A 21,990-nucleotide genomic window follows, 5' to 3' on the forward strand; every position below is an offset into this window, starting at 1 on the left:
AATCATCCTGTTTATGCCTGACGGGTCACGAACTGACCAAAGCCAGGTTCAACCTGTATCTGGGAATCCTGGTAAACGGTGACGCCACGAATGAGCGTGCGCACCACTTTACCCTGACAGCGCATGCCTTCAAATGCGCTCCATTTGCCCAGCCCCTGGAAATTTTCCCCGCTCACCGTCCAGCTCTGGCTGGCGTCGTAAAACACCAGATCGGCATCAAAGCCCGGCGCGATGGCCCCTTTTTTGCCCCACAGTCGGAAGGCTTTGGCCGGACCGCTGGCGGTCATGCGGGCAAATTCGGTCAGCGGCAGGCCACGGTCGATATGCGCCGCGCTGAAGAACATCGGGCTGAGGGTTTCCACCCCGGTCAGGCCCATACCGGCATCCCAGATGCTGAATTCACCGGCCAGCTTCTGCTCCGGCGTGTAGGGGCAATGGTCGGAAGCGATCATGTCGATATCGCCCCGCAGCAGCACCTGCCACAGCGCATCGACGACCGGACGTGGACGAATCGGCGGGCCGCAGCGGGCATTGGGACCGATGCGCACCAGATCTTCCTCATCAAGAATCAGGTAGTGCGGGCAGGTTTCGAAGCTGGCGCGCACGGTCTCTTTGGCGGCGATGATGGTTTCGGCGGCGCGTGCCGAGCTGACATGGACGATATGGCAGCGCGCGCCGGTTTCTGCGGCAATCGCCAGCACGCGTCCTACCGCTTCAATCTCGGCAATTTCTGGCCCGGCCAGCGCATGGGCGCGGATATCTTTACGCCCGGCGCGGCGTAGTTCGCTACCTGCGCCAATCAGAATGTCGTGGTTCTCGGCATGCACGCCGATCAAACCGTCGAAGGTCGCCAGTTCACGCATGGCGCGCAGCAGGCCGTCATCGTCAAGGCGCGGTAACCCTTTCGCATCCGTGGCATCACCATTCGGCGCGCCGCTACAGAGAAAGGCTTTGAATGCCAGTGCGCCCGCCTGATCCAGCGCGGCCAGTTCGTGGACGTTGCGACCATCCAGCCCGGCCCACATGGCGTAATCCACCGAGCAATTCTCAGCCAGCCAACTGCGTTTGGCGGTAAAGCTGGCGAGCGACGTGGCGGGCGGTAACGAGTGGGGCATTTCGACGATAGTGGTCACGCCATGCGCCGCCGCGCCGCGTGTGCCTTCGCGCAGCTCCTGTTCGGGGAAATCATGCGAGCCAGTGAAGTGGGTGTGTACGTCAATCGCTCCCGGCAGCACGATCAGACCGCTGGCATCAATCAGGTTATCCACCGTGCCGTCGTAAGCACCTGGCGTCAGAATGCCACTGATTTTTCCCGCTTCGATTAACAGGTCTGCCGGTGCGGCACCGCTTTCTGTCACGACCAGGCCGTTGATAATTAACTGTTTCATGATTCTGCTCCTGCCTGGGTCACCAGCGCGTCATAAGGTACGGGCTGAGAAGGATCGAGCCAGCCGATAGCGCCGAGTAACTGGCTGAAGTGGTCAAATTCGGCGCGCGGGATGCGGCTATCCGGCGCAAACACCTGTGCTTGCTGATAGGCCGCCAGCCCGCTGACCAGCGCAGCAAACCGATAATCGGGATACCAGGGTTTCACCCGCTCAGCGAGGCGAGTGGCGTCATGCTGCGCGATCCACGCCAGCGCCTGCTGTGTTGCCGTAGCAAAGGCGGCAAAGGCTTCTGCTTTCTCGTGCAGTACATCGCTGCGGGCGATATAGGCGCTCCACGGCACCCTGCCGCACAGGCCCGCCAGGCTGATCACGCTCGCCAGTTGTCCACGGGTGATGGCAGGCGCGAGCGCATGCATGGCGTGCAACGCGTAATCCACCTCGCCCGTTGCCACGGTCGCAAAGTCATCTTCGGCATTGCCGCTGCCGGGCAGGATGCTGACATCCTCCAGCAGGCCATGTTGGGCCAGCAGCCAGCGAAAGGTCAGGCTGGCGGTGCCGACGTTACCCACATCCAGCACCCGCTTGCCACGTAAATCGCGCAGTTGAAAATCGGGCTGGGGTCGGGCCGCCGCGAGAAACCACGGGTTGGCGGCGACCGAGGCGCAGAAGCACTGCAACTCGGCACCGTGCTGCTGGTAATGCTTCATCACCACCATCGGGCCGCCGAGGGTTAAATCAGCCTCACGACTCAGCACCGCAGGCACCTGGCCGCCCTGAATGGTATGTCCACCGGATTCGCTGGTGGTGAAGGAGACTTTCAGCCGCTGCGCGGCATACAGGCCGAGACTTTCTGCCAGATAGTGGGCGCAGTAATAAATCCGTGATTCGCTGGCATCGCCCTGATTGAAAATTAAGTGATGCATCAGTCACGCGCCTCCGTGACAAAACTGCCGTTGAGCGCGCCCATGTCGCTGACCCCGCACCAGTGGCTGATGGCGCTGATGGCGTTGATCCAGCCGGAAAGCAGGTCAAACACCGCTGTCTCTCCGCCAGTGACCAGCGCGGTGATAACCGGGCGCACGCTCAGTGATAAGGTTGCACCGAGGCAGCGTGCGACCACGGCATCGCTGCCGCTGCGGATACCGCCATCCAGCAGCAGTGGCAGGCGCGTCACCGCCTGCAAATCGGGTAACTGATCGACCGGTGTCACCCAGCGCGCGCTCTGGCGCAGGCCGATGTTGGAGGCGATCAGGCCACTCACGCCGTGCGCCGCTGCCGGGGCGGCATCATCATGATGCAACACGCCTTTCAGCAGCAGCGGCAGACCGCGATCGGCGCAGTGCGTTGCCACTTCATCAATCTGTTGCCAACGCCATACCGGAAACGCCGGCAGGGGTTCCACTCCGGGTTGCGTGCCGCCGATGGTGTGCCAGCCGCGTTGTTTCAATGCATCGCCGACCGAGAACCCACCCGGTTGTAGGCCAGCGACCGGATGGACCGGTGCCAGCACCGTCAGCACGATTGCTTTAAAGTGGCTTTCTGCCGCTTGGTCAATCAACGCTTTGATCCGCGCGACCTCACCTGCTGCGCGCAGTTGCAGCCAGCAGCGGTCATACTCCGCACCAATCTGCGCCAGCGGCGTCACCGTCTCTTCGGAGATCACCAGCGGCAGTTGCAGACGTTTGCAGGCGCGGGCAATCGGCAGCAAACCTTCTTCATGGAAAATACGGTCCCCGGCAAAGGCTCCAACCCCAATGGGAGCAGCCCATGTCTGGTTCATCAGGGTGATGTGCGTGTCGATGCTTTCGTTGCCCTGCAACACGCGCGGCAGCAGGCGAAAACGGCGCAACGCCAGATGGTTGGCATCATTTTCGTCGCCAAAGGCATCCGCCGGTAGCCCCTGCATATAGCGAAACAACGGTTCGCCGAGGCGCTCGCGCGCCGCGCGTTCAAACGGTAATTCAGGCGTTAGCATGCTGCGCCTCCGTGGCGTTTTCGTGTTCAAGGAAAGTGGCAAAGGCTGGCGTGGTCGGGTTTTTCAGGATCGCTGGTGGCCCTTCTTCAATCAGCGCGCCGTTTTGCAGAAACACCACGCGATCAGCGACGCCAGCGGCAAAAGCAATATCGTGGGTGCTGATGATCATGGTGATACCGGTTTGCGCCAGGCTGCGCATGGTCTGGTTCACTTCTCGCACCAGTTCGGGATCGAGCGCCGAGGTCGGTTCATCAAACAGCAAGATTTGTGGTTCGGCGGCGAGGGCGCGGGCAATGCCGACACGTTGCTTCTGCCCGCCGGACAATTCATGCGGTAGCGAAGCCGCAAAATCACCAAGGCCGACCATTTTCAGTGCGCGCATTGCTTTGGCGCGTGCCACTTCCGGCTGCGCACCCTGGACGCGCAGCAAAATGCTCATCACGTTTTCCAACGCGGTGAGGTGATCGAACAAGGCGAAGTGCTGAAACACAATGCCGATGCCTGATTTGGCGCGGTTAACGGGCAGGTGACGCTGCGCCAGCGGCTTACCGTTGGCATCGGTGCCCATAAAATGCCCTTCGGTCTGAATGGTGCCCTTCAGGCGCGGCGTCAGCGCCAGAATCGATTTCAGCAGCGTACTTTTACCGGAACCAGAACGGCCCAGCAGTACCACCACTTCACCACGACGCACGGTGAGCGACAGGTCGTTCAGAACGGTTTTCCCGGCGTATTCGACGCACAGATTATCGATTTCCAGTACCGGCGCGGCGGTTTGCGTATCCCAACGGCGTTTCGGCAGGTGCATCGGCGTGATGTCGGCGTCCTGCGGCAGCGATGCCAGTCGGGCGCGGGCGCGACGGGCGCGTTCGTCGAGGTTATAGAATTTCTCCATCCACCACTGACCACCAGCCAGCAGCGTGGAGAGGATCAGATAGATACCGCCGGAAGCGACCAGCACCGGGATAAACAGGAAGTTTTGCGACACAATCGCCTGGCCGCGCATGGTCAGTTCATTGACGCCCACCACCGAGGCCAGCGAGGTGGATTTCAGCAGGCCAACGGTTTCGTTGCCCATCGTCGGCAGGATGGCGCGCAATGCCTGCGGGATCACCACATGGATCATCTCTTTGGTGCGCGAGTAACCAAACGCCTGCGCCGCCATGCTTTGGTCGCGATCGGTTGCCATAATGCCGCCACGAATGATTTCGGCGCAGAAGGCGGTTTCGTTAATCATCAATGCCAGCAGCGCGCTGGTGAACGGACTGAAGCGCAAGCCAAATTCCGGCAGCACGTTGTACAGCAGGATCAGTTGCAGCAGCACCGGGGTGCCGCGCAGGGTATAGATATAAATCTTTACCGGTAAGCGAATAAACAGATACTTAGAGGTGCTGGCCAGTGCCAGGAAAAAACCAATCACAATGCCGCCCGCTAACGCGCCGACCAGCAGTTCAACTGCGATCACGGCGCCCTGCCAGAGATAAGGCAGGGTTAAATATTTTAAGAAATCATCCACCACACTATCTCCGGCAGGCTTTCAGGAACGTAATTAACCGCGTGCAACCACCGGGCGTTCGGCGCTGCTGCCCTGGCCCCAGTAATCGAGCAGTTTTTTCTGTGCGCCGCTTTCCTGAATCACCTTCATGGCATCCAGCACCGCGCTGCGCAGCGTGGCGTTATCTTTGGCAATCGGGAAGCCCACCATAATCGGCAGATCCACGGTGAAGGCGCTGTCCAGCGTGCCATCAGCTTTGGCGATGGCACGGGCTGAGCCGGCTTCGGTCAGGTAAACATCGGCACGACCGCTTTTCACTGCCTGGATGCTGTTGTCGGTGTTCTGCACCATCAGCATGCTGACTTCCGGTTTCCCGGCGGCGGTGCATTTGGCGCTCTGCTCTGGCACCAGTTTGTTGGCTTCATAGGTGCCAGCGGCAGCGGCGACGGTTTTGCCACACAGATCATCAACGCTGTTGATTTTCTTCGGGTTACCTTTGGCGACCACGGAACCATCCTGCACCTGTACCGACGCAACGAAGGCGATCTGCTTCAGGCGTTCATCGGTGACGTACAGCATCGGGCCGATATCAGCACGGCCACTGGCGATGGAGGTCAGCAGCACGTTGAACGAACCGTTCTGATAGCTGTGTTTTGCGCCGAGGCAGCTGCTGATACGTTCGAACAGCGAAGGATCAAGACCTTCAATGATGCTGGGATCTTTCTCTGACGGCGCTTCAAACCCTTTGGTGTAGCCACCAAGGCCAACCACCAGATCTTTGCCTTTTAGTGACGGATATTTGGTTTGCAGCGTTTTGCACTGCGCCATGGCGGCGAAGTCGCTGGCGGTGGGTTTGATCGGATCAGTGGCCGCATGGGCGCTGGACAGGCCAGCCAGCAAAGTGCCGGTCAGGCCAGATAACAAAGCGAGGCGTGCAAATTTCATAATAAGGTTCCCCTGGTGCATGGTGAATGGTTAAGCGATGACCTTCTGATTTATGAACTTTTTGGTGCTGTTTTAAATTCGCGCGATAAATCGCGCCGCTATGCGTAAAATTCCCCATGTTTTGTAGCGGCGTGATTTATCACGCGTCCTTTAATATCCGCGAGCGACATCCACCTGATTACGCAACGCCCGACCACTGCGGAAGCGCACCAGGTTATCGATAAACACCTCAAGGCAACCCTCAAGGTAAGCGGCGTGATCGTCGAGGCTACAGTGCGGCGTCATCACCACACCGGGGGTGTGCCACAGCGGGTCGTCAGTGGGGAGCGGTTCCTGCGGATAGACATCCAGTACCGCGCCTGCCAGTTCGCCCGCGTTTAACTTCTCGCGCATCGCGTTGTAATCAAACACATCGGCGCGACCAACAATCACAATCCCCGCCCGCTTCGGCAGCAGGTCGAGACGGCGACGATCCAATAACCGGCGGGTTTGCGCCGTCAGTGGCAGCGTTGATACCAACACATCCACCTGCGGCAGCACTTCATCGATGGCATCGATGCTGATGCAGCGTTCCACCGGAGCGCTACATTCGCCGCTGCGCGTGACGCCAACCACGCGATAACCCTGTGCCGTCAGCAACCGGGCCGCTGCGGAGCCGATGCCGCCCACACCCAGCAGCAGCACGGTTTTGCCCCGCGCACAGCCACCGAAGCTCGGACGCCATAACCGCTGGGCCTGATCCTGAAGAAATCCAGGGATGCCGAAGTTAAACATCAGCGCTGCCATCAAAATAAATTCCGCGCCTTTGTCGCCATGTACTCCCGAGGCGTTGGTCAGCGTCACGCCTTGTGGCAAATGAGGCAGCCACTGCTCGACACCCGCTGACATCACCTGTACCCAACTGAGGCGAGGGGCTGCGAACTGGTCGAGCGCCAGCTTGCGCCCGGCCCACAGAATGTCGGCATTCGCGAGGAAGGTGGCGCTGTGCGTGGCGTCGCTGTTTTCGGTCAGCGTGAAGTGGCTCCGCAGTTGCGGGTGTGTCTCCAGCCGCTGACGCAGCAGTTCAACGGGGAGTTGCAGTGCATCCGGGCCGTTGGCATCGTTTTCAATATGGATATGCATCGCCGCTCCTTAACGCATCGCGGTGACTTCCATCTCGACCAGCAGGTCAGGATGGTTGAGCTGAATGCCGACGGTGGCGCGCGCCGGGAACGGGAACGAGAAAAATTCGCTGTACGCCTCGTTCATGGCGGCAAAGGTGCTGAGGTCGGTGAGAAAAATGGTCACGCGCACCACGTTGTCGAAAGTCATCTGCGCGGCGCTTAACAGGTCGCCAACATTCTTCAACACCTGACGGGTCTGGCTGGCGATATCGTTACCGATGATCTGGCCGCTATAGGGATCAATCGCGACCTGGCCGGAGATAAACAGCATCGGCTCATGCAATACGGCGGCAGAGAGCGGTGCTGGTCCCATCGGGCGGTCGTTGGCATTCATGCCGGGATAGGCAATCGCGGTTTTCATGGTCAAATTCTCATCAAATTCGTTTCACCGCAATTTCGTATACGATTATACAAGTGTCAATGTGCGATTTTTGACCATGAGGTAAAAAAGGTGATGCGCGTCACGAAGTGGTGCAGATGTGGTATGTATTTATCTGTATGATTTTAAATCATTAAAATTGGTTTTGGGCGGGATGTAATGGTGTGTCTATAATCGTATACGATTTTCTTATTGTTGCGTTTTAACGGTTTTTACCCGCGATGCCACCGTCAGGATTTCCGGCTGCACATTGCGCGACCAAAGGGTATACTGTCGCACTCTTTTTTAATCCACCCGTATCGCGTGCGAATTCAACATGCAAAAGTTTGATACCAAGACCTTTCAGGGCCTGATCCTGACCTTGCAGGATTACTGGGCGCGTCAGGGCTGCACCATCGTCCAACCGCTGGACATGGAAGTGGGCGCTGGCACCTCTCACCCGATGACTTGCCTGCGCGCATTAGGGCCAGAGCCCATTGCTGCTGCTTATGTGCAGCCGTCACGTCGTCCGACCGATGGACGCTACGGTGAAAACCCGAACCGTTTACAGCACTACTACCAGTTCCAGGTGATCATCAAACCTTCACCGGACAACATTCAGGAGCTGTACCTTGGGTCGCTGAAAGAGCTGGGTATCGATCCGACCGTACACGACATTCGCTTCGTGGAAGACAACTGGGAAAACCCGACGCTGGGTGCCTGGGGTCTTGGCTGGGAAGTGTGGCTCAACGGCATGGAAGTGACGCAGTTCACCTACTTCCAGCAGGTCGGCGGTCTGGAGTGTAAGCCGGTGACCGGCGAGATCACCTACGGTCTGGAGCGTCTGGCGATGTATATCCAGGGCGTGGACAGCGTTTACGATCTCACCTGGAGTGACGGCGCGCTGGGCAAAACCACCTACGGTGATGTGTTCCACCAGAACGAAGTGGAGCAGTCAACTTACAACTTCGAATACGCTGATGTGGACTTCCTCTTCACCTGCTTCGAGCAGTACGAGAAAGAAGCGCAGCACCTGCTGGCGCTGGAAAAACCACTGCCGTTGCCGGCGTATGAGCGCATCCTGAAAGCCGCGCACAGCTTTAACCTGCTGGACGCGCGTAAGGCGATCTCGGTCACCGAGCGTCAGCGCTACATTCTGCGCATTCGCACCCTGACCAAAGCCGTGGCAGAAGCCTACTACGCCTCCCGTGAGGCGCTGGGCTTCCCGATGTGCAATAACAACAAGTAAGAGGCAGCCATGACCGATAAAACTTTCCTGGTGGAAATTGGCACCGAAGAGTTGCCTCCGAAAGCGCTACGCAGCCTGGCGGAAGCCTTTGCTGCGCACGTTACCGCTGAACTGGATGCCGCCGGACTGGCGCATGGTGAGGTGAGCTGGTTCGCTGCTCCGCGTCGTCTGGCGCTAAAAGTGGCAAGCCTGGCGGCTGCACAGCCGGATCGCGAAGTTGAAAAACGTGGCCCGGCTATCGCTGCTGCGTTTGATGCTGATGGCAATGCCACCAAAGCCGCTGAAGGCTGGGCGCGTGGTAACGGCATCACCGTTGATCAGGCCGAGCGTCTGAGCACCGATAAAGGCGAATGGCTGGTATATCGTGCGCAGGTGCAGGGCGAAAGCGCCCAGACGCTGCTGCCTGCGATGATCGCGACCGCGCTCAGTAAGCTGCCGATCCCGAAACTGATGCGCTGGGGTGCCAGTGACGTGCAGTTTGTGCGTCCGGTGCACACCGTTACACTGCTGCTGGGTGATGAGCTGATCCCGGCTACCATTCTCGGAATTCAGTCCGATCGTGTGATCCGTGGTCACCGTTTTATGGGCGAGCCAGAAATTACCCTCGACCATGCCGATCAGTACCCGCAACTGCTGCTGGAACGCGGCAAGGTAGTGGCGGATTACGCGGCCCGTAAAGCACAGATCAAAGCCGATGCCGAGCAAGCGGCGCTGAAGCTGGGCGGCAATGCTGACCTGAGCGACAGCCTGCTGGAAGAAGTGACTTCGCTGGTGGAGTGGCCGGTGGTACTGACTGCCACGTTCGAAGAGAAGTTCCTCGCGGTACCGGCAGAAGCACTGGTGTACACCATGAAAGGTGACCAGAAATACTTCCCGGTTTACGCCAACGACGGCAAATTGCTGCCGAACTTCATCTTCGTTGCCAACATTGAATCCAGCGATCCGCAGCAGATTATCTCCGGTAACGAGAAGGTGGTGCGCCCGCGTCTGGCCGATGCCGAGTTCTTCTTCAATACTGACCGCAAAAAGCGCCTGGAAGATCATCTGCCGCGTCTGGAAACCGTGCTGTTCCAGAAAGAGCTGGGTACGCTGCGTGATAAAACCGACCGTATTCAGGCGCTGGCTGGCTGGATTGCTGCGCAAATCGGTGCTGATGTGAATCACGCGACCCGTGCTGGCCTGCTGTCCAAATGCGACCTGATGACCAACATGGTGTTCGAGTTCACCGACACCCAGGGTGTGATGGGGATGCATTACGCGCGTCATGATGGCGAAGCGGAAGATGTGGCGGTGGCGCTGAATGAACAGTATCAACCGCGCTTTGCCGGTGATGCACTGCCGTCCAACCCGGTTGCCTGTGCCGTAGCGATTGCCGACAAAATGGATACCCTGGCGGGCATCTTCGGGATTGGTCAGCACCCGAAAGGCGATAAAGATCCGTTCGCGCTGCGCCGTGCTGCGCTGGGCGTGCTGCGTATTATCGTGGAGAAGAACCTGCCGCTCGATCTGCAAACCCTCACCGAGGAAGCCGTGCGTCTGTACGGCAGCAAGCTGAGCAATGTGAAGGTTGTGGATGATGTGATCGACTTTATGCTGGGTCGTTTCCGTACCTGGTATCAGGAAGAAGGCCACAGCGTGGACACCATTCAGGCGGTGCTGGCACGTCGTCCAACCCGTCCGGCAGATTTCGATGCCCGCATGAAGGCGGTTTCGCACTTCCGTACGCTGGAAGCGGCAACCACGCTGGCAGCAGCCAACAAGCGTGTTTCCAACATTCTGGCGAAATCGACCGAAACCCTGAACGACAGCGTGCAGGCTTCATTGCTGAAAGAGAACGAAGAGATCCAACTGGCAACCTTCGTGACGGCCCTGAGCAGCAAACTGCAACCGTACTTCGCAGAAGGCCGCTATCAGGATGCGTTGATTGAACTGGCGCAACTGCGTGAATCGGTGGATAACTTCTTCGACAAAGTGATGGTCAACGCGGATGACCAGGCGGTACGTATTAACCGTCTGACGCTGCTGGCCCAACTGCGCGAGCTGTTCCTGCAAGTGGCGGATATTTCGCTGTTGCAGTAACGCGCACCAGGCAGTAGCTGAAAGGGACGAGAAATCGTCCCTTTTGTTTTTCCGTAGCGGCGCGATTTATCGCGCGATTTTTTTTCTGGGCATTAATTGCGCGATAAATCGCGCCGCTACGAAATTGCGTGTTCGGAGGAACAGGCGTTAAACAACCGCGCATCGCGCAGCAGGTGCTCATTGCCGCGACGGCGGGTAAAACCGCTGCGGTCAAAGAATTCCAGAATCTGCACCGCCACTTTACGCCCGGTGCCAAGCTGGTTGCGGAAATCGGCGGCGGTGGTGCTGCCACCCAGCGCAGCGCGTTGGCGAATCAGATCGGCGAAGATCTGGATCTGGTCGCTGCGGTAGTAGCGATCACGCACGATCGCCGTGATATGACCGAGCCGTGCCGCAGTCAGCAGCAGGGCGCGAACCGTCAGTTCATCCTGCCGGAGTGCGGAGGAAATATCCCGCACCCAAAGTGGCTGGTCGCCAAACAGCGGCCCAGCCTGCTGCCATAACATCTCTTCCTGCGGGTTAAAGCGCGGTTCGAAGTTGGGGAGGTGCAACCAGCCGTGGCGTTGCTGAATCACCCCTTGCGCCAGCATCTGCTCGATTAACGCCAGCACCAGCCCGGCCGGGGCCTGTGGCAGCGCAATGCGCCGCAGGCGATCGTGACCAATACCCGGTTGTTCCTGGTGCTGCTGGTGAAAATGCGCCAGCGCGTCGCACAATTGCTGCTGCCAGCGGCTGGCCTGGGCCGGGTCCATCAACGCATGATGTAAACGCACCGGGGCAATACGGGCGAGCAGAGCATCCATCGCGGTCGGGGTCAGCTGTCGCGCCCATGCCAGTTCACTGTCGTCAGCCGGTTGATGCCTGAGATGGGCGCGCAGGTTGGTTTCATCATCATCAGACAGCGCCAGCTGCTCAAGCCAGGTCAGGTAATCGGGCTGGCGTTTACCGCGTTTTTTGCTGTTCAGCAGAATCACCCGTCCACCCGCCAGCGTGTGCTGCGCGTTGCTGTCGCGAATGATCAGATGATCATTATCCGCCAGCCACAGTGGGGTGCTGAGAACCAGTTCTCCCAGCTGCTCGCTGAGCAAGGTTAAACGGCCAGTGATATGGCTGGCGGCGTGATGGACGTGTACCGGTTGAGACGCATTTTTCTGGGGTTGCAGCAGGTTAAGCGCCACCGTGAGTCGCGTGGTGCCCTGGTCCTGCTGCTGACTCAGCAACCAGTCACCTCGGGTGATTTGCGCTTTTTCCACCTCGCCAACAATATTTAAGGCGATACGTTGCCCGGTCTGCGCGTGACTCACGGCCTGGTTCTGCGCATGCAGGGCGCGCACGCGCACTGGTTGGTTGACGCCGGTCAGCCACAGGGTATCGCCGATGTGGACTTCTCCGGCCAGCGCCGTACCCGTCACCACCAGCCCGGTGCCCTTGAGGGTAAAAGCACGATCGATGGCGAGGCGAAAACGGTAGCGGGGAGTAAACGGGGGTTCCGTCAGCCCAATCAGATGCTGGCGCAGGGCATCAATACCTTGCAACGTGGTGCTGCTGGTAACAAATTGCGCGGCATCAGGCCATCCCAGCTGTTGCGTGAGCTGCGCGACCTGCTGCTGCACTTCGTCAATGCGTGCGCCGTCGACCCGATCCGCTTTGGTCAACGCCACGCTAAGTGGCGGTTGCCCGGCGAGGCTCAGTAGCTGCAAATGTTCACGCGTTTGCGGCATCACGCCATCGTCACAGGCCACCACCAGCAACGCATGGTGGATGCCTCCGATGCCCGCCAGCATATTGGCGAGAAACTTCTCATGGCCTGGCACATCAATAAAACCGATCACCCGGCCATCGGGTTGCGGCCAGTAAGCATATCCGAGGTCGATGGTCATGCCTCGTCGTTGTTCTTCTGGCAGACGGTCAGCATTGATGCCGGTCAGCGCCTGTAGCAGCGCGGTTTTGCCATGATCAACATGTCCGGCGGTGGCGATGATCATGGCAGCAGATTCCGCAGAAAGGCGGTTTCATCTGTCAGGCAGCGCAAATCGAGCCACAGCTTGCCTTCCTGGAGACGGCCAATGACCGGCTGCGGCAGGGCGCGCCAACGTTGTGCCAGGGCGTGTAGCGTGCCGCCCTGACCGTCGCGTGGGCTGAAGGTAATAGCAACGCTGGGGAGACGTTCTACCGGTAGCGATCCGCTGCCGATTTGTGACGAACAAGGGGCGATTGTCAGCGAAAAATCCTCACCAAACGCATTCTCCAGAGCAGGCAGCAGGCGTTCCGCCAGTTGCCGGATTTCCGCTGCGGGACGCGTCAGCAGGTGCAGCGTGGGTAGCGCAACCGCAAGATTCTCCGGGTGACGATAGAGTTGCAGTGTCGCTTCCAGCGCCGCCAGCGTCATTTTATCGACGCGCAGCGCACGTTTCAGTGGATGTTGTTGCAGTCGGGCGATCAACGCTTTTTTGCCGATGATGATCCCCGCCTGCGGGCCACCCAGCAGTTTGTCGCCGGAAAAGCTGACCAGGCTGACGCCCGCCGCTATCAACTGTTGCGGCATGGGTTCAGCGGGCAGACCGTATGCGGTCATGTCGATGAGCGAACCGCTGCCGAGATCGGTGATGACCGGCAACTGGTGTTCTTCTCCCAGCGCCACCAGTTCAGCCTCGGACACCGCATGTGTGAAGCCCTGAATCTGATAGTTGCTGGTGTGAACTTTCATCAACAAGCCGCTATCGTCGGTGATAGCGGCTCGATAATCTTTTAAATGGGTGCGATTGGTGGTGCCGACCTCCACCAGCTGGCATCCGGCCTGGCGCATCACGTCAGGAATACGGAACGCACCGCCAATCTCCACCAGCTCACCACGGGAAACCACCACTTCACGCCCTGGTGCCAGGGTCGCCAGCATCAGTAAAACCGCCGCCGCGTTGTTGTTGACGATACAGGCGTCTTCCGCGCCGGTAAGTTCGCACAGCAGGGCGGCAACCGCGCGATCGCGATGACCGCGCGCGGCATCATCCAGCGCATATTCCAGCGTCACCGGCTGGCGCAGACTGGCGGTGACAGCCGCGATTGCCGCATCGCTTAAACAGGCGCGGCCTAAATTGGTGTGCAGCACCGTGCCGGTCAGATTAAACACCGGGCGCAACGCGCTTTGGCGTTGTTGCTCACTGCGGCGCAGCGCTTCATCCGGCCAGTTAGCGTGCCAGGCGGGAAGTCCCTGATGTTGCTGGATATACTCGCGTGCTTCTTGCTGCATCGCGCGGAGCTGTCGGGTGGCAAAGGCGGTGCCTGCATCATCAATTAATGGCTGCAACGCGGGGTCGCGCAGCAGGCTATCAATGGCAGGCAGCTGACTAAACAGATTTTTCATTAAGCAGAACTTTTAACTGGAGGCCGGGACAGTGCGGGCAAAGCTCTCCCGCTTAAATAGCTTCTCTGCCAGTTTGATCAGTGCCGGACGATTGACGCACCAGTTCGGCACCACGCGGCGGAAATTAATGTAGCCAATCATGCAACCGGTGGCGATATCCGCCAGATTGAGGGTGTCGCTGTTGAGCAGATCGCCCTGAGCGGCAGCGATTTCCAGTGCATCCAGACCGCGCAGGATTTTTTCCCGGTTACGCAACAAAACCTCTTCGGATTGCTGATCTCCGGGGCGCATTTGTTCGCGTACAATCAGCAGGGCTGCATCGCTGATGCCGTCGGCCAGTTTTTCCAGTTGGCGGATTTGCAACGCGCGCCAGCGGTCATCAGGCAAAAGCTGAGGTGCTTCACCTCGTAGCTCGATGGCTTCGGCGATGATCGCCGAGTCAAACCAGGTGAGCTTGTTGTCATCAACCAGCGCCGGAACTTTACCCAGCGGATTGTAATGCGGCACATGGCTGTCAGCGTTCCACGGTGATTCGTTAACAAACTCGAAGACGATGCCCTTTTCCAGCATGATCACTGAAATTTTACGCACAAAAGGGCTGGTGTAGCTGCCAATCAGTTTCATCGAACGCCTCCGTGGTGTAGCGCGATTAATCGCGCGGTTTTTTTCGGGCACGGTTCACGATATTGCGCGATAAATCGCGCCGCTACGATGCGCAGAAATATGTAAAACGCAGAATTACCCTTCGCCTGGAAACAAAAACGGGTTCAGGCTACTACGGGAAAACCCTTCCTGCTCCATCCGCGCATCCAGCACCAGTGAAGCCAGGTCGTCTGCCACTGGCTCCACCGCCGGATCTTTCTCCTGGTACAGCATCTTCAGGTAGGTGCCGCAATCGCCACAGCTTTCGGCTTTTATCGCCGCCATCTCGCTGTCCAGCGACCAGTAATGCAGGTCACGCGTCTGCTCGCAATTAGAACATTTGCTGCGTACCACATACCATTCACTTTCGCACAGATTGCAATGCAGATAACGCAATCCCTGCTGACCGACATCCATATGTACCACGCTGGCGACCGGCACGCTGGCGCACACCGGACAGAACTGACGATGCTCGCCATATTCAGCACGGGCTTTACCCGGAATTAATGCCGCCATCTGCGCCCAGTAGATCGATAATGCCGCCCAGATAAACGGTGATTTATCGTTGCTGACCTGGGCGAAGTTACCTTCGAGCAGTGCAGTCGCCAGCGTCTCCAGTTCAGTCGCCGAGGCTTTCTCCAGATTCTCCAGCACCGCCAGCGCCTGACCGCTCATCTCTGGCTTCAGTTCGGCGATCAGCGAATGCAGTAGCCGTTGCCAGTGGGGATCGCGCGGGTAAGTGTGAATATCCAGCGGCGGGATGCCCTGTTCGGCACTTTGCGCCAGGCGGGCACGCAAATCGAGCTGGAGAGGATGGTCATACAGCACGATTTCCTGTGCCTGGGCGATCAGGGCGGCAAAGCGCAGATAATCACCGAGCGGATTTTTCGCTGCCAGCTCGCGCAAACGGGCGGCCCGTCGGCTATACAAGTTTTTCAGCCGGGGGAAAAGTAACGGCGGAATGTTATCCGCCGTTTTCTTATCGCTTTTCTCCAGCTGGTCCTGCGGGATAATGCGAATACTCATCAGGGGCGTTTTTCCTGTTGTGTTTGGCGTTGGCGCTGCTCGCGATACCAGCGTGGGTGATGTTTCTTCGCCCACGCGGCAGGGACCCAACCTTCAACCATCGCGGTAATGGTGCCCTTAACCCACAAGGCAGCGTAGATATGCACCATAATCACGATAATCAGCGCCACGGCTGAGACCGAATGCACCACCAGTGCGGCGCGAATTAGCGGAATGGAGAAGGCACCGGCGAAGTATGGCCGCCAAATCACAATTCCACTCACCAGCAGCATGACTAAGCTGATGATAGCAGCCCAGAACACACACTTCTGCCCGAAGTTGTATTTGCCGGTATCACCGACCTCCTCATTGCGCACGATTTTGTGGATGTTTTTCGCCCATATGATGTCCTCACGGTTAATCAAATTCTGCCGCCAGTAACGTAAGAACATGATTAAAAAGGCAGCAAACATCACCACGCCAACAAAAGGATGCAGAATACGCGCCAGCTGCGGCGTACCCAAAACATGCATTAGCCAGTTAAACGACGGAAAAAAGAAACCTAAACCGCTGAGCGCAGCGAAGACAAAGCACAACGCCACAATCCAGTGATTGATGCGTTCCGGCGCGCTGTAGCGTACCAGGCGATCGCGCTTTTTCATCATTTTTCCTCCTCGTCCTCATCTACCCGGTTCGGCCCGACGCCGACGTAGTGGAACACCGCCGCCGCAAAGGTGGCAGCAAAACCCACCGCCGCCAGCGGTTTCCAGATGCCTTTCCAGAAGGTGACGGCGGAGCTGATGCTCGGGTTTTCCGGCAGGCCGTGGTAAAGCTGCGGTTTGTTGGCGTGGTGCAGCACATACATCACATGCGTACCGCCAACGCCTGCCGGGTCGTACAGCCCGGCATGGGCGTAGCCGCGTGTTTTCAGCTCCTCCACCCGTTCTCCGGCCAGGGTCTGCATATCCACTTTGCTGCCAAAATGAATTGCCCCGGTCGGGCAGGTTTTCACGCAGGCCGGTTCCTGACCGACGGTGACACGATCGACGCACAGCGTGCATTTATACACGCGGTTGTCCTCTTTATTGAGGCGCGGCACGTCGAACGGACAACCGGCGATGCAGTAACCGCAGCCGATACATTGCTCAGACTGAAAATCAACAATACCGTTGGCGTACTGAATGATCGCCCCTTCTGAAGGACAGGCCTTCAGACAGCCAGGATCGGCGCAGTGCATGCAGCCATCTTTGCGGATCAACCACTCCAGCTTGCCGTTCTCTTCAACCTCAGAAAAACGCATCACCGTCCAGGACTTGGCGGTCAAATCCGCCGGGTTGTCATACACCCCGACGTTATGACCGATCTCGTCGCGGATGTCGTTCCATTCCGAACAGGCGACCTGACAGGCTTTGCAACCGATACAGGTGGTGACGTCGATTAACTTCGCCACCTCCTGCTGATGGTTGCGCGCCTGCGGTGGCGGCGTCACGCCGTTGGTGGCGGAGCGGCGGATAATGTCTTGCGATTGATAAGCCATCTTCGTTCTCCTTACACCTTCTCGACGTTAACCAGAAACGCCTTAAACTCCGGCGTTTGTGTGTTGGCGTCACCGACAAACGGCGTCAGGGTATTGGCGATAAAGCCTTTTTTCGCCACGCCCTGATAACCCCAGTGAATCGGGATACCGATGGTATCCACGGTTTTGCCATCTACCTGCAACGGACGCAGACGTTTGGTGACCACCGCTTTGGCCTTGATATAGCCGCGATTCGAGCTGACTTTCACCGTGTCGCCCTGGGCGATGCCGAGCTTGTTCGCCAGTACTTCACCGATCTCAACAAACTGCTCCGGTTGCGCGATGGCGTTGAGCCGCGCGTGTTTGGTCCAGAAGTGGAAATGCTCGGTGAGGCGATAGGTGGTGCCGACGTACGGGAACTGTCCGGCGTTGCCCATCGCCGCCAGATCGTCCTTGAACACGCGTGCCGCCGGATTTGACACCACATTGGGGTGCAGTGGGTTGGTGCCAATCGGCGTCTCAAACGGTTCATAGTGTTCCGGGAACGGGCCTTCCGCCATTTTGTCGAGCGCGAACAGGCGGCCCATGCCATCGGGCTGCATGATAAACGGCCCGACGTTGCTGCCCGGGGCGGCGGTGCTGTAGTCCGGGATATCCATCCCGGCCCACTTGCTGCCATCCCATTTCAGCAACTGACGTTTGGCATCCCACGGGTTGCCTTGTGGGTCGGCGGAGGCGCGGTTGTAGAGGATGCGGCGGTTGAGCGGCCACGCCCAGCTCCAGTTCAGCGTGTTGCCAAGACCGGATGGGTCGGCGTTATCGCGTCGCGCCATCTGGTTGCCTTCCGGCGTCCAGCTCCCGGCAAAGATCCAGCAGCCGCTGCTGGTGCTGCCGTCATCTTTAAGATGCGCAAAGGTACTGAGCTGCTGGCCTTTTTTCACCAGCAGGGTGCCTTTGTCATCCATGATATCCGCCAGCGCCTTGCCGTTGCTCTCCATTGCCACCTCTTCCGACGCCGGGTTTTCTGGCGTCAGGTAGTTCCAGGTCATGTTCAGCACCGGTTCCGGCGCGGCACCGCCTTCGCGCGCATACATCTCGCGCAGCCGCAGGTAGATGCCCGCGAGGATTTCACCGTCGTTGCGCGCTTCACCCGGTCCATCCTGACCTTTCCAGTGCCACTGCAACCAGCGACCGGAATTGACGATTGAGCCATTCTCCTCGGCAAAACAGGTGGAGGGCAGGCGGAATACCTCGGTCTGAATCTGTGCCGGATCAACATCGTTAAACTCGCCGTGATGCTGCCAGAAGGTCGAGGTTTCGGTGTTGAGCGGGTCGATAGTGACGAGGAATTTCAGCTTCGACAGCGAATCAATCACTTTGCGTTTGTTGGGGAACGACGCCACCGGGTTGAAGCCCTGGCACAGGTAGCCGTTCACTTTGCCCTGCGACATCATCTCGAAGTACTGCAACACGTCGTAGCCTTTGTCCCACTTCGGCAGCCAGTCAAAGCCCCAGCTATTCTCCGCCTGCGCTTTGTCGCCAAAGAAGGCTTTCATCATGCTTACGAAGAATTTCGGGTAGTTGCCCCAGTAGTTGACCTGGCCGGGCAGCGCCGGTTTTGGCGTGTTGGCGTTGAGATAGGTTTGCAGATCGGTCTGCTTCTCCGACGGCAGCGTCATATAGCCCGGCAGGCTTTGTGACAGCAGGCCAAGATCGGTCAGCCCCTGAATATTGGAGTGGCCGCGCAGCGCATTAACGCCGCCACCTGCCATCCCCATGTTGCCAAGCAGTAGCTGAATCATCGCCATGGTGCGGATGTTCTGTGCCCCGATGGAGTGCTGGGTCCAGCCAAGGGCATACAGGAACGAGGTGGTGCGATCGCGCGCGCTGGTTTCGCCGATCAGTTCGCAGACGTGCAGGAAATCCGCTTTTGGCGTGCCGCAAATGCGTTCGACCATCTCCGGCGTATAGCGGCTGACATGCTGCTTCAGCAGGTTCCACACGCAGCGCGGATGGCTCAGGCTGTCGTCGCGTTTGGCGAAGCCGTCCTCGCCCAACTCGTAGTTCCAGCTGGTTTTGTCGTATTTACGGTTGTCAGCGTCATAGCCGCTGAACAGGCCATCCTCGAAATGAAAATCTTCGCGCACAATCAGGTTGGCGTTGGTGTACGCCTGCACATATTCATGCTGAATTTTGTCGTTTTCCATCAGCCAGCGCAGCACGCCCGACAGAAAAGCGATGTCGGAGCCGGAGCGAATTGGCGTATAGAAATCTGCCACCGATGCGGTGCGCGTAAAGCGCGGATCGATGACAATCAGTTTGGCTTTGTTGAAGATTTTGGCTTCCATCGCCCAGCGGAAACCGACCGGATGCGCTTCAGCCGCATTACCGCCCATTACCACAATCAGGTTGGCATTACGGATGTCGACCCAGTGATTGGTCATCGCACCGCGACCAAATGTTGGAGCAAGACTTGCTACCGTTGGTCCGTGTCAGACGCGTGCCTGGTTGTCGACCGCCAGCATACCGAGCGATCGGGTCATTTTCTGGGTGAGATAGCCGGTTTCATTGCTGGAAGCCGAGGCACACAGCATGCCCGTGGTCAGCCAGCGGTTGACGGTGACACCGGCGGCGTTTTGCGCCATAAAGTGGGCATCACGGTCGGCTTTCATCAACTTCGCGATACGGTCAAAAGCATCGTCCCAGCTGATGCGCTGCCATTTATCCGAACCTGGCGCGCGATATTCCGGGTAGTGCAGGCGACTGTCGCTGTGAACAAAATCCAGCAGACCTGCGCCTTTCGGGCACAACGCCCCGCGGCTGACCGGATGATCCGGATCGCCCTCAATGTGGAAGATAGTTTCTTTAGCGTTTTTTGCGCCATCGCCGAGGCTGTACATTAACAGGCCACAGCCGACGGAGCAGTAGGTGCAGGTATTACGGGTTTCGCGGGCGCGCAACAGCTTGTACTGTCGCGTTTCCGCCAGCGCCACCTCGGGGGTAAAACCGAGAAGGGCTGCCGTGGTCCCCGCCATACCGCCCGCGCAGATTTTGAAGAATTTTCTTCTGCTGACGTTCATGGGAGATAATCCTTGGTTCGACATTACTCACGTTTATTATTTTTGCGGTGCACTGGCTAAGGGTTCAAAATGACCCAACTAAAAAAGCGAGTATAGCGGCTAAATATTACCACTGCTTTTGTAAGGTTGTTGTGCGAGGCGAACAAAGTGACACAGAAAGATCAGGCTAATGTGAGTGAGATCTCAGGCGCGCGTCAGGCGCAGGTGTGGCAGCGGCGTGATATCACTCACGCGGAGCCTGACTGGCTGGCGCAGGAAGTTCCGGTGGCGTTGGTCTACAACGGCATTTCCCATGTGGTGATGATGGCGACGCCCAATGACCTGGAGGCGTTTGCCCTTGGCTTTTCGCTCTCTGAAGGCATCATCGACACACCACAGGATATTTTTGGTCTTGATGTGGTGCCCGGCTGCAACGGCATTGAAGTGCAAATCGAACTCTCCAGCCGTCGCTTTATGGCACTGAAGGAACAACGCCGGGCGATGGCAGGCCGTACCGGCTGTGGCGTATGTGGTGTGGAGCAGCTGGATCAGATAGGCAAACCGATTACACCGCTGCCTTTTACCCAAACCTTTGCCCTTGAGCATCTCGATGCCGGATTAGCGCGTCTGCGCGACTTCCAGCCGGTGGGTGAATTGACCGGCTGCACTCACGCTGCTGCCTGGATGTCGCCGCAAGGTGAGCTGCGCGGCGGCTGTGAAGATGTGGGGCGTCATGTGGCGCTGGATAAGCTGCTCGGTTATCGCAGCAAGGCCGACTGGCAGCAGGGCGCGGTGCTGGTTTCCAGTCGCGCCAGTTATGAGATGGTGCAGAAGTCGGCGATGTGCGGCGTTGAAATTCTGTTCGCGGTGTCGGCGGCAACGCAGTTGGCGGTGGAGGTGGCGCAACGTAGCAACCTGACGCTGGTCGGTTTCAGTAAACCGGGCCGCGCCACCATCTATACCCACCCCCAGCGGTTGCGCTAAACCACCTGAACCTGCGCCAGCGCCTGTTGCAGCGCGCTGAGCGCACCGGGTTTCGCCTGACCCGCATCGCAAATCAGCAGATCAATTCCGGCAATCGGGGCGTATTGGGTACGGCTCACCACGCCCAGTTTGCTGTGATCCGCCAGCAGGATGGTGCGGCTGGCCTGCTGCACCATGGCGCGCGCAATCGCGGCTTCATGCGGGTGAAAGCTGGTGGCTCCGTGTTTGGCCTCAATGCCCACCGGTGACAACAGCGCCACATCGGCCCGATAGCGATAAATCTCGCCCACCGTTATTTCCCCGCGCGTCTGTTGTGCCCCGGCAGACATCATGCCGCCCAGCAAAATCACCTGATTATTCAGCGGCTCATGTTCTTCCGATGCGCTGAGCGCCAGCGCGGCTTGCAGGCTGTTGGTGATGATAGTCAGCCCGGACATGGTGCGCAGTTCTTCGGCCAGCAGGGTGGTGGTGGTGCCAGAATCGAGGAATAACGTCTGGCCGGGTTGCAGATGTTGTGCCGCAGCCACGGCAATGGCGCGTTTCTCCTTCGCCTGTGCGCTGCGACGTACGCGTAGCGGCGCTTCCGGCTGGCTGTCGACCGCGACTAAACCACCGTGGACACGCCGTGCCACACCCTGCGCTTCCAGCTCGATAATATCTCGCCGCGCCGTTTCCCGCGAAATGCCCAGCTCTTTGATGACGCGTTCGGTACTGACCTGATGATGTGTCGTCAGCAGCGCGCGAATGCGATGTAAACGGGTTTCCTGCAACATG

The 21,990-nt window shown here is 58.5% G+C and carries 18 protein-coding genes; 3 read left to right on the forward strand and 15 right to left on the reverse strand.

Annotated features, from left to right (window positions below):
- Positions 1-11 precede the first annotated feature (11 nt).
- The 7 genes from allB to CTZ24_RS00395 all read right to left on the reverse strand — a co-directional run bounded on the left by allB (position 12) and on the right by CTZ24_RS00395 (position 7,324).
- On the reverse strand, positions 12-1,388 hold the full coding sequence (gene allB / locus CTZ24_RS00365) for an allantoinase AllB (RefSeq protein WP_021183701.1): 1,377 nt from the start codon (positions 1,386-1,388) through the stop codon (positions 12-14).
- On the reverse strand, positions 1,385-2,311 hold the full coding sequence (locus tag CTZ24_RS00370; protein ID WP_208724494.1) for an ABC transporter substrate-binding protein: 927 nt from the start codon (positions 2,309-2,311) through the stop codon (positions 1,385-1,387). The genes allB and CTZ24_RS00370 overlap by 4 nt, the downstream gene beginning before the upstream one ends.
- On the reverse strand, positions 2,311-3,363 hold the full coding sequence (locus tag CTZ24_RS00375) for an alpha-hydroxy acid oxidase (RefSeq protein ID WP_208724495.1): 1,053 nt from the start codon (positions 3,361-3,363) through the stop codon (positions 2,311-2,313). The genes CTZ24_RS00370 and CTZ24_RS00375 overlap by 1 nt, the downstream gene beginning before the upstream one ends.
- Positions 3,350-4,876, reverse strand: coding sequence for an amino acid ABC transporter permease/ATP-binding protein (locus CTZ24_RS00380; protein WP_208724496.1), 1,527 nt, complete (start codon positions 4,874-4,876; stop codon positions 3,350-3,352). The genes CTZ24_RS00375 and CTZ24_RS00380 overlap by 14 nt, the downstream gene beginning before the upstream one ends.
- A gap of 33 nt (positions 4,877-4,909) precedes the next feature.
- Positions 4,910-5,800 carry a transporter substrate-binding domain-containing protein gene (locus tag CTZ24_RS00385; RefSeq protein WP_208724497.1) on the reverse strand — a complete coding sequence of 297 codons (891 nt, stop codon included), beginning with the start codon at positions 5,798-5,800 and terminating at the stop codon, positions 4,910-4,912.
- A gap of 150 nt (positions 5,801-5,950) precedes the next feature.
- Positions 5,951-6,922, reverse strand: coding sequence for a D-2-hydroxyacid dehydrogenase (locus CTZ24_RS00390; RefSeq protein ID WP_208724498.1), 972 nt, complete (start codon positions 6,920-6,922; stop codon positions 5,951-5,953).
- A 9-nt stretch (positions 6,923-6,931) separates the two neighbouring features.
- The gene (locus CTZ24_RS00395) at positions 6,932-7,324 is read right to left on the reverse strand and encodes a RidA family protein (protein ID WP_021183707.1); all 393 of its coding nucleotides are present in this window, start codon (positions 7,322-7,324) and stop codon (positions 6,932-6,934) included.
- A gap of 334 nt (positions 7,325-7,658) precedes the next feature.
- Between CTZ24_RS00395 and glyQ the strand changes: the two genes are divergently transcribed.
- Positions 7,659-8,570 carry a glycine--tRNA ligase subunit alpha gene (gene glyQ / locus CTZ24_RS00400; protein WP_021183708.1) on the forward strand — a complete coding sequence of 304 codons (912 nt, stop codon included), beginning with the start codon at positions 7,659-7,661 and terminating at the stop codon, positions 8,568-8,570.
- A 9-nt stretch (positions 8,571-8,579) separates the two neighbouring features.
- Positions 8,580-10,649: a glycine--tRNA ligase subunit beta gene (gene glyS / locus CTZ24_RS00405; RefSeq protein ID WP_208724499.1), complete on the forward strand. Its 2,070-nt coding sequence runs from the start codon at positions 8,580-8,582 to the stop codon at positions 10,647-10,649.
- Between the two features lie 116 nt (positions 10,650-10,765).
- Here glyS and selB read toward each other — a convergent pair whose 3' ends face one another.
- From selB to fdnG, 7 genes are all read right to left on the reverse strand, one after another.
- On the reverse strand, positions 10,766-12,634 hold the full coding sequence (selB, locus tag CTZ24_RS00410; protein ID WP_208724500.1) for a selenocysteine-specific translation elongation factor: 1,869 nt from the start codon (positions 12,632-12,634) through the stop codon (positions 10,766-10,768).
- The gene (selA, locus tag CTZ24_RS00415; RefSeq protein ID WP_208724501.1) at positions 12,631-14,010 is read right to left on the reverse strand and encodes an L-seryl-tRNA(Sec) selenium transferase; all 1,380 of its coding nucleotides are present in this window, start codon (positions 14,008-14,010) and stop codon (positions 12,631-12,633) included. The genes selB and selA overlap by 4 nt, the downstream gene beginning before the upstream one ends.
- A gap of 12 nt (positions 14,011-14,022) precedes the next feature.
- Positions 14,023-14,634 (reverse strand): glutathione S-transferase, encoded by a 612-nt coding sequence (locus CTZ24_RS00420; RefSeq protein ID WP_021183713.1) that lies wholly within the window; start codon positions 14,632-14,634, stop codon positions 14,023-14,025.
- Between the two features lie 114 nt (positions 14,635-14,748).
- Positions 14,749-15,678, reverse strand: a complete 930-nt coding sequence (gene fdhE, locus CTZ24_RS00425; RefSeq protein ID WP_208724502.1) for a formate dehydrogenase accessory protein FdhE — start codon at positions 15,676-15,678, stop codon at positions 14,749-14,751.
- Positions 15,678-16,319 (reverse strand): formate dehydrogenase cytochrome b556 subunit, encoded by a 642-nt coding sequence (gene fdoI / locus CTZ24_RS00430; protein WP_036625907.1) that lies wholly within the window; start codon positions 16,317-16,319, stop codon positions 15,678-15,680. The genes fdhE and fdoI overlap by 1 nt, the downstream gene beginning before the upstream one ends.
- Positions 16,319-17,194 (reverse strand): formate dehydrogenase subunit beta, encoded by an 876-nt coding sequence (fdxH, locus tag CTZ24_RS00435; RefSeq protein WP_021183716.1) that lies wholly within the window; start codon positions 17,192-17,194, stop codon positions 16,319-16,321. The genes fdoI and fdxH overlap by 1 nt, the downstream gene beginning before the upstream one ends.
- A gap of 11 nt (positions 17,195-17,205) precedes the next feature.
- Positions 17,206-20,253 carry a formate dehydrogenase-N subunit alpha gene (gene fdnG, locus CTZ24_RS00440; RefSeq protein WP_208724503.1) on the reverse strand — a complete coding sequence of 1,016 codons (3,048 nt, stop codon included), beginning with the start codon at positions 20,251-20,253 and terminating at the stop codon, positions 17,206-17,208.
- Between the two features lie 147 nt (positions 20,254-20,400).
- Here fdnG and fdhD point away from each other — a divergent pair, with 147 nt between their 5' ends.
- The gene (gene fdhD, locus CTZ24_RS00445) at positions 20,401-21,216 is read left to right on the forward strand and encodes a formate dehydrogenase accessory sulfurtransferase FdhD (RefSeq protein ID WP_208724504.1); all 816 of its coding nucleotides are present in this window, start codon (positions 20,401-20,403) and stop codon (positions 21,214-21,216) included.
- Here fdhD and CTZ24_RS00450 read toward each other — a convergent pair.
- Positions 21,213-21,989, reverse strand: coding sequence for a DeoR/GlpR family DNA-binding transcription regulator (locus CTZ24_RS00450; protein WP_208724505.1), 777 nt, complete (start codon positions 21,987-21,989; stop codon positions 21,213-21,215). The genes fdhD and CTZ24_RS00450 overlap by 4 nt on opposite strands.
- Position 21,990 lies beyond the last annotated feature (1 nt).

The sequence above is a fragment of the Pantoea phytobeneficialis genome (assembly GCF_009728735.1).
Taxonomy (GTDB): domain Bacteria; phylum Pseudomonadota; class Gammaproteobacteria; order Enterobacterales; family Enterobacteriaceae; genus Pantoea; species Pantoea phytobeneficialis.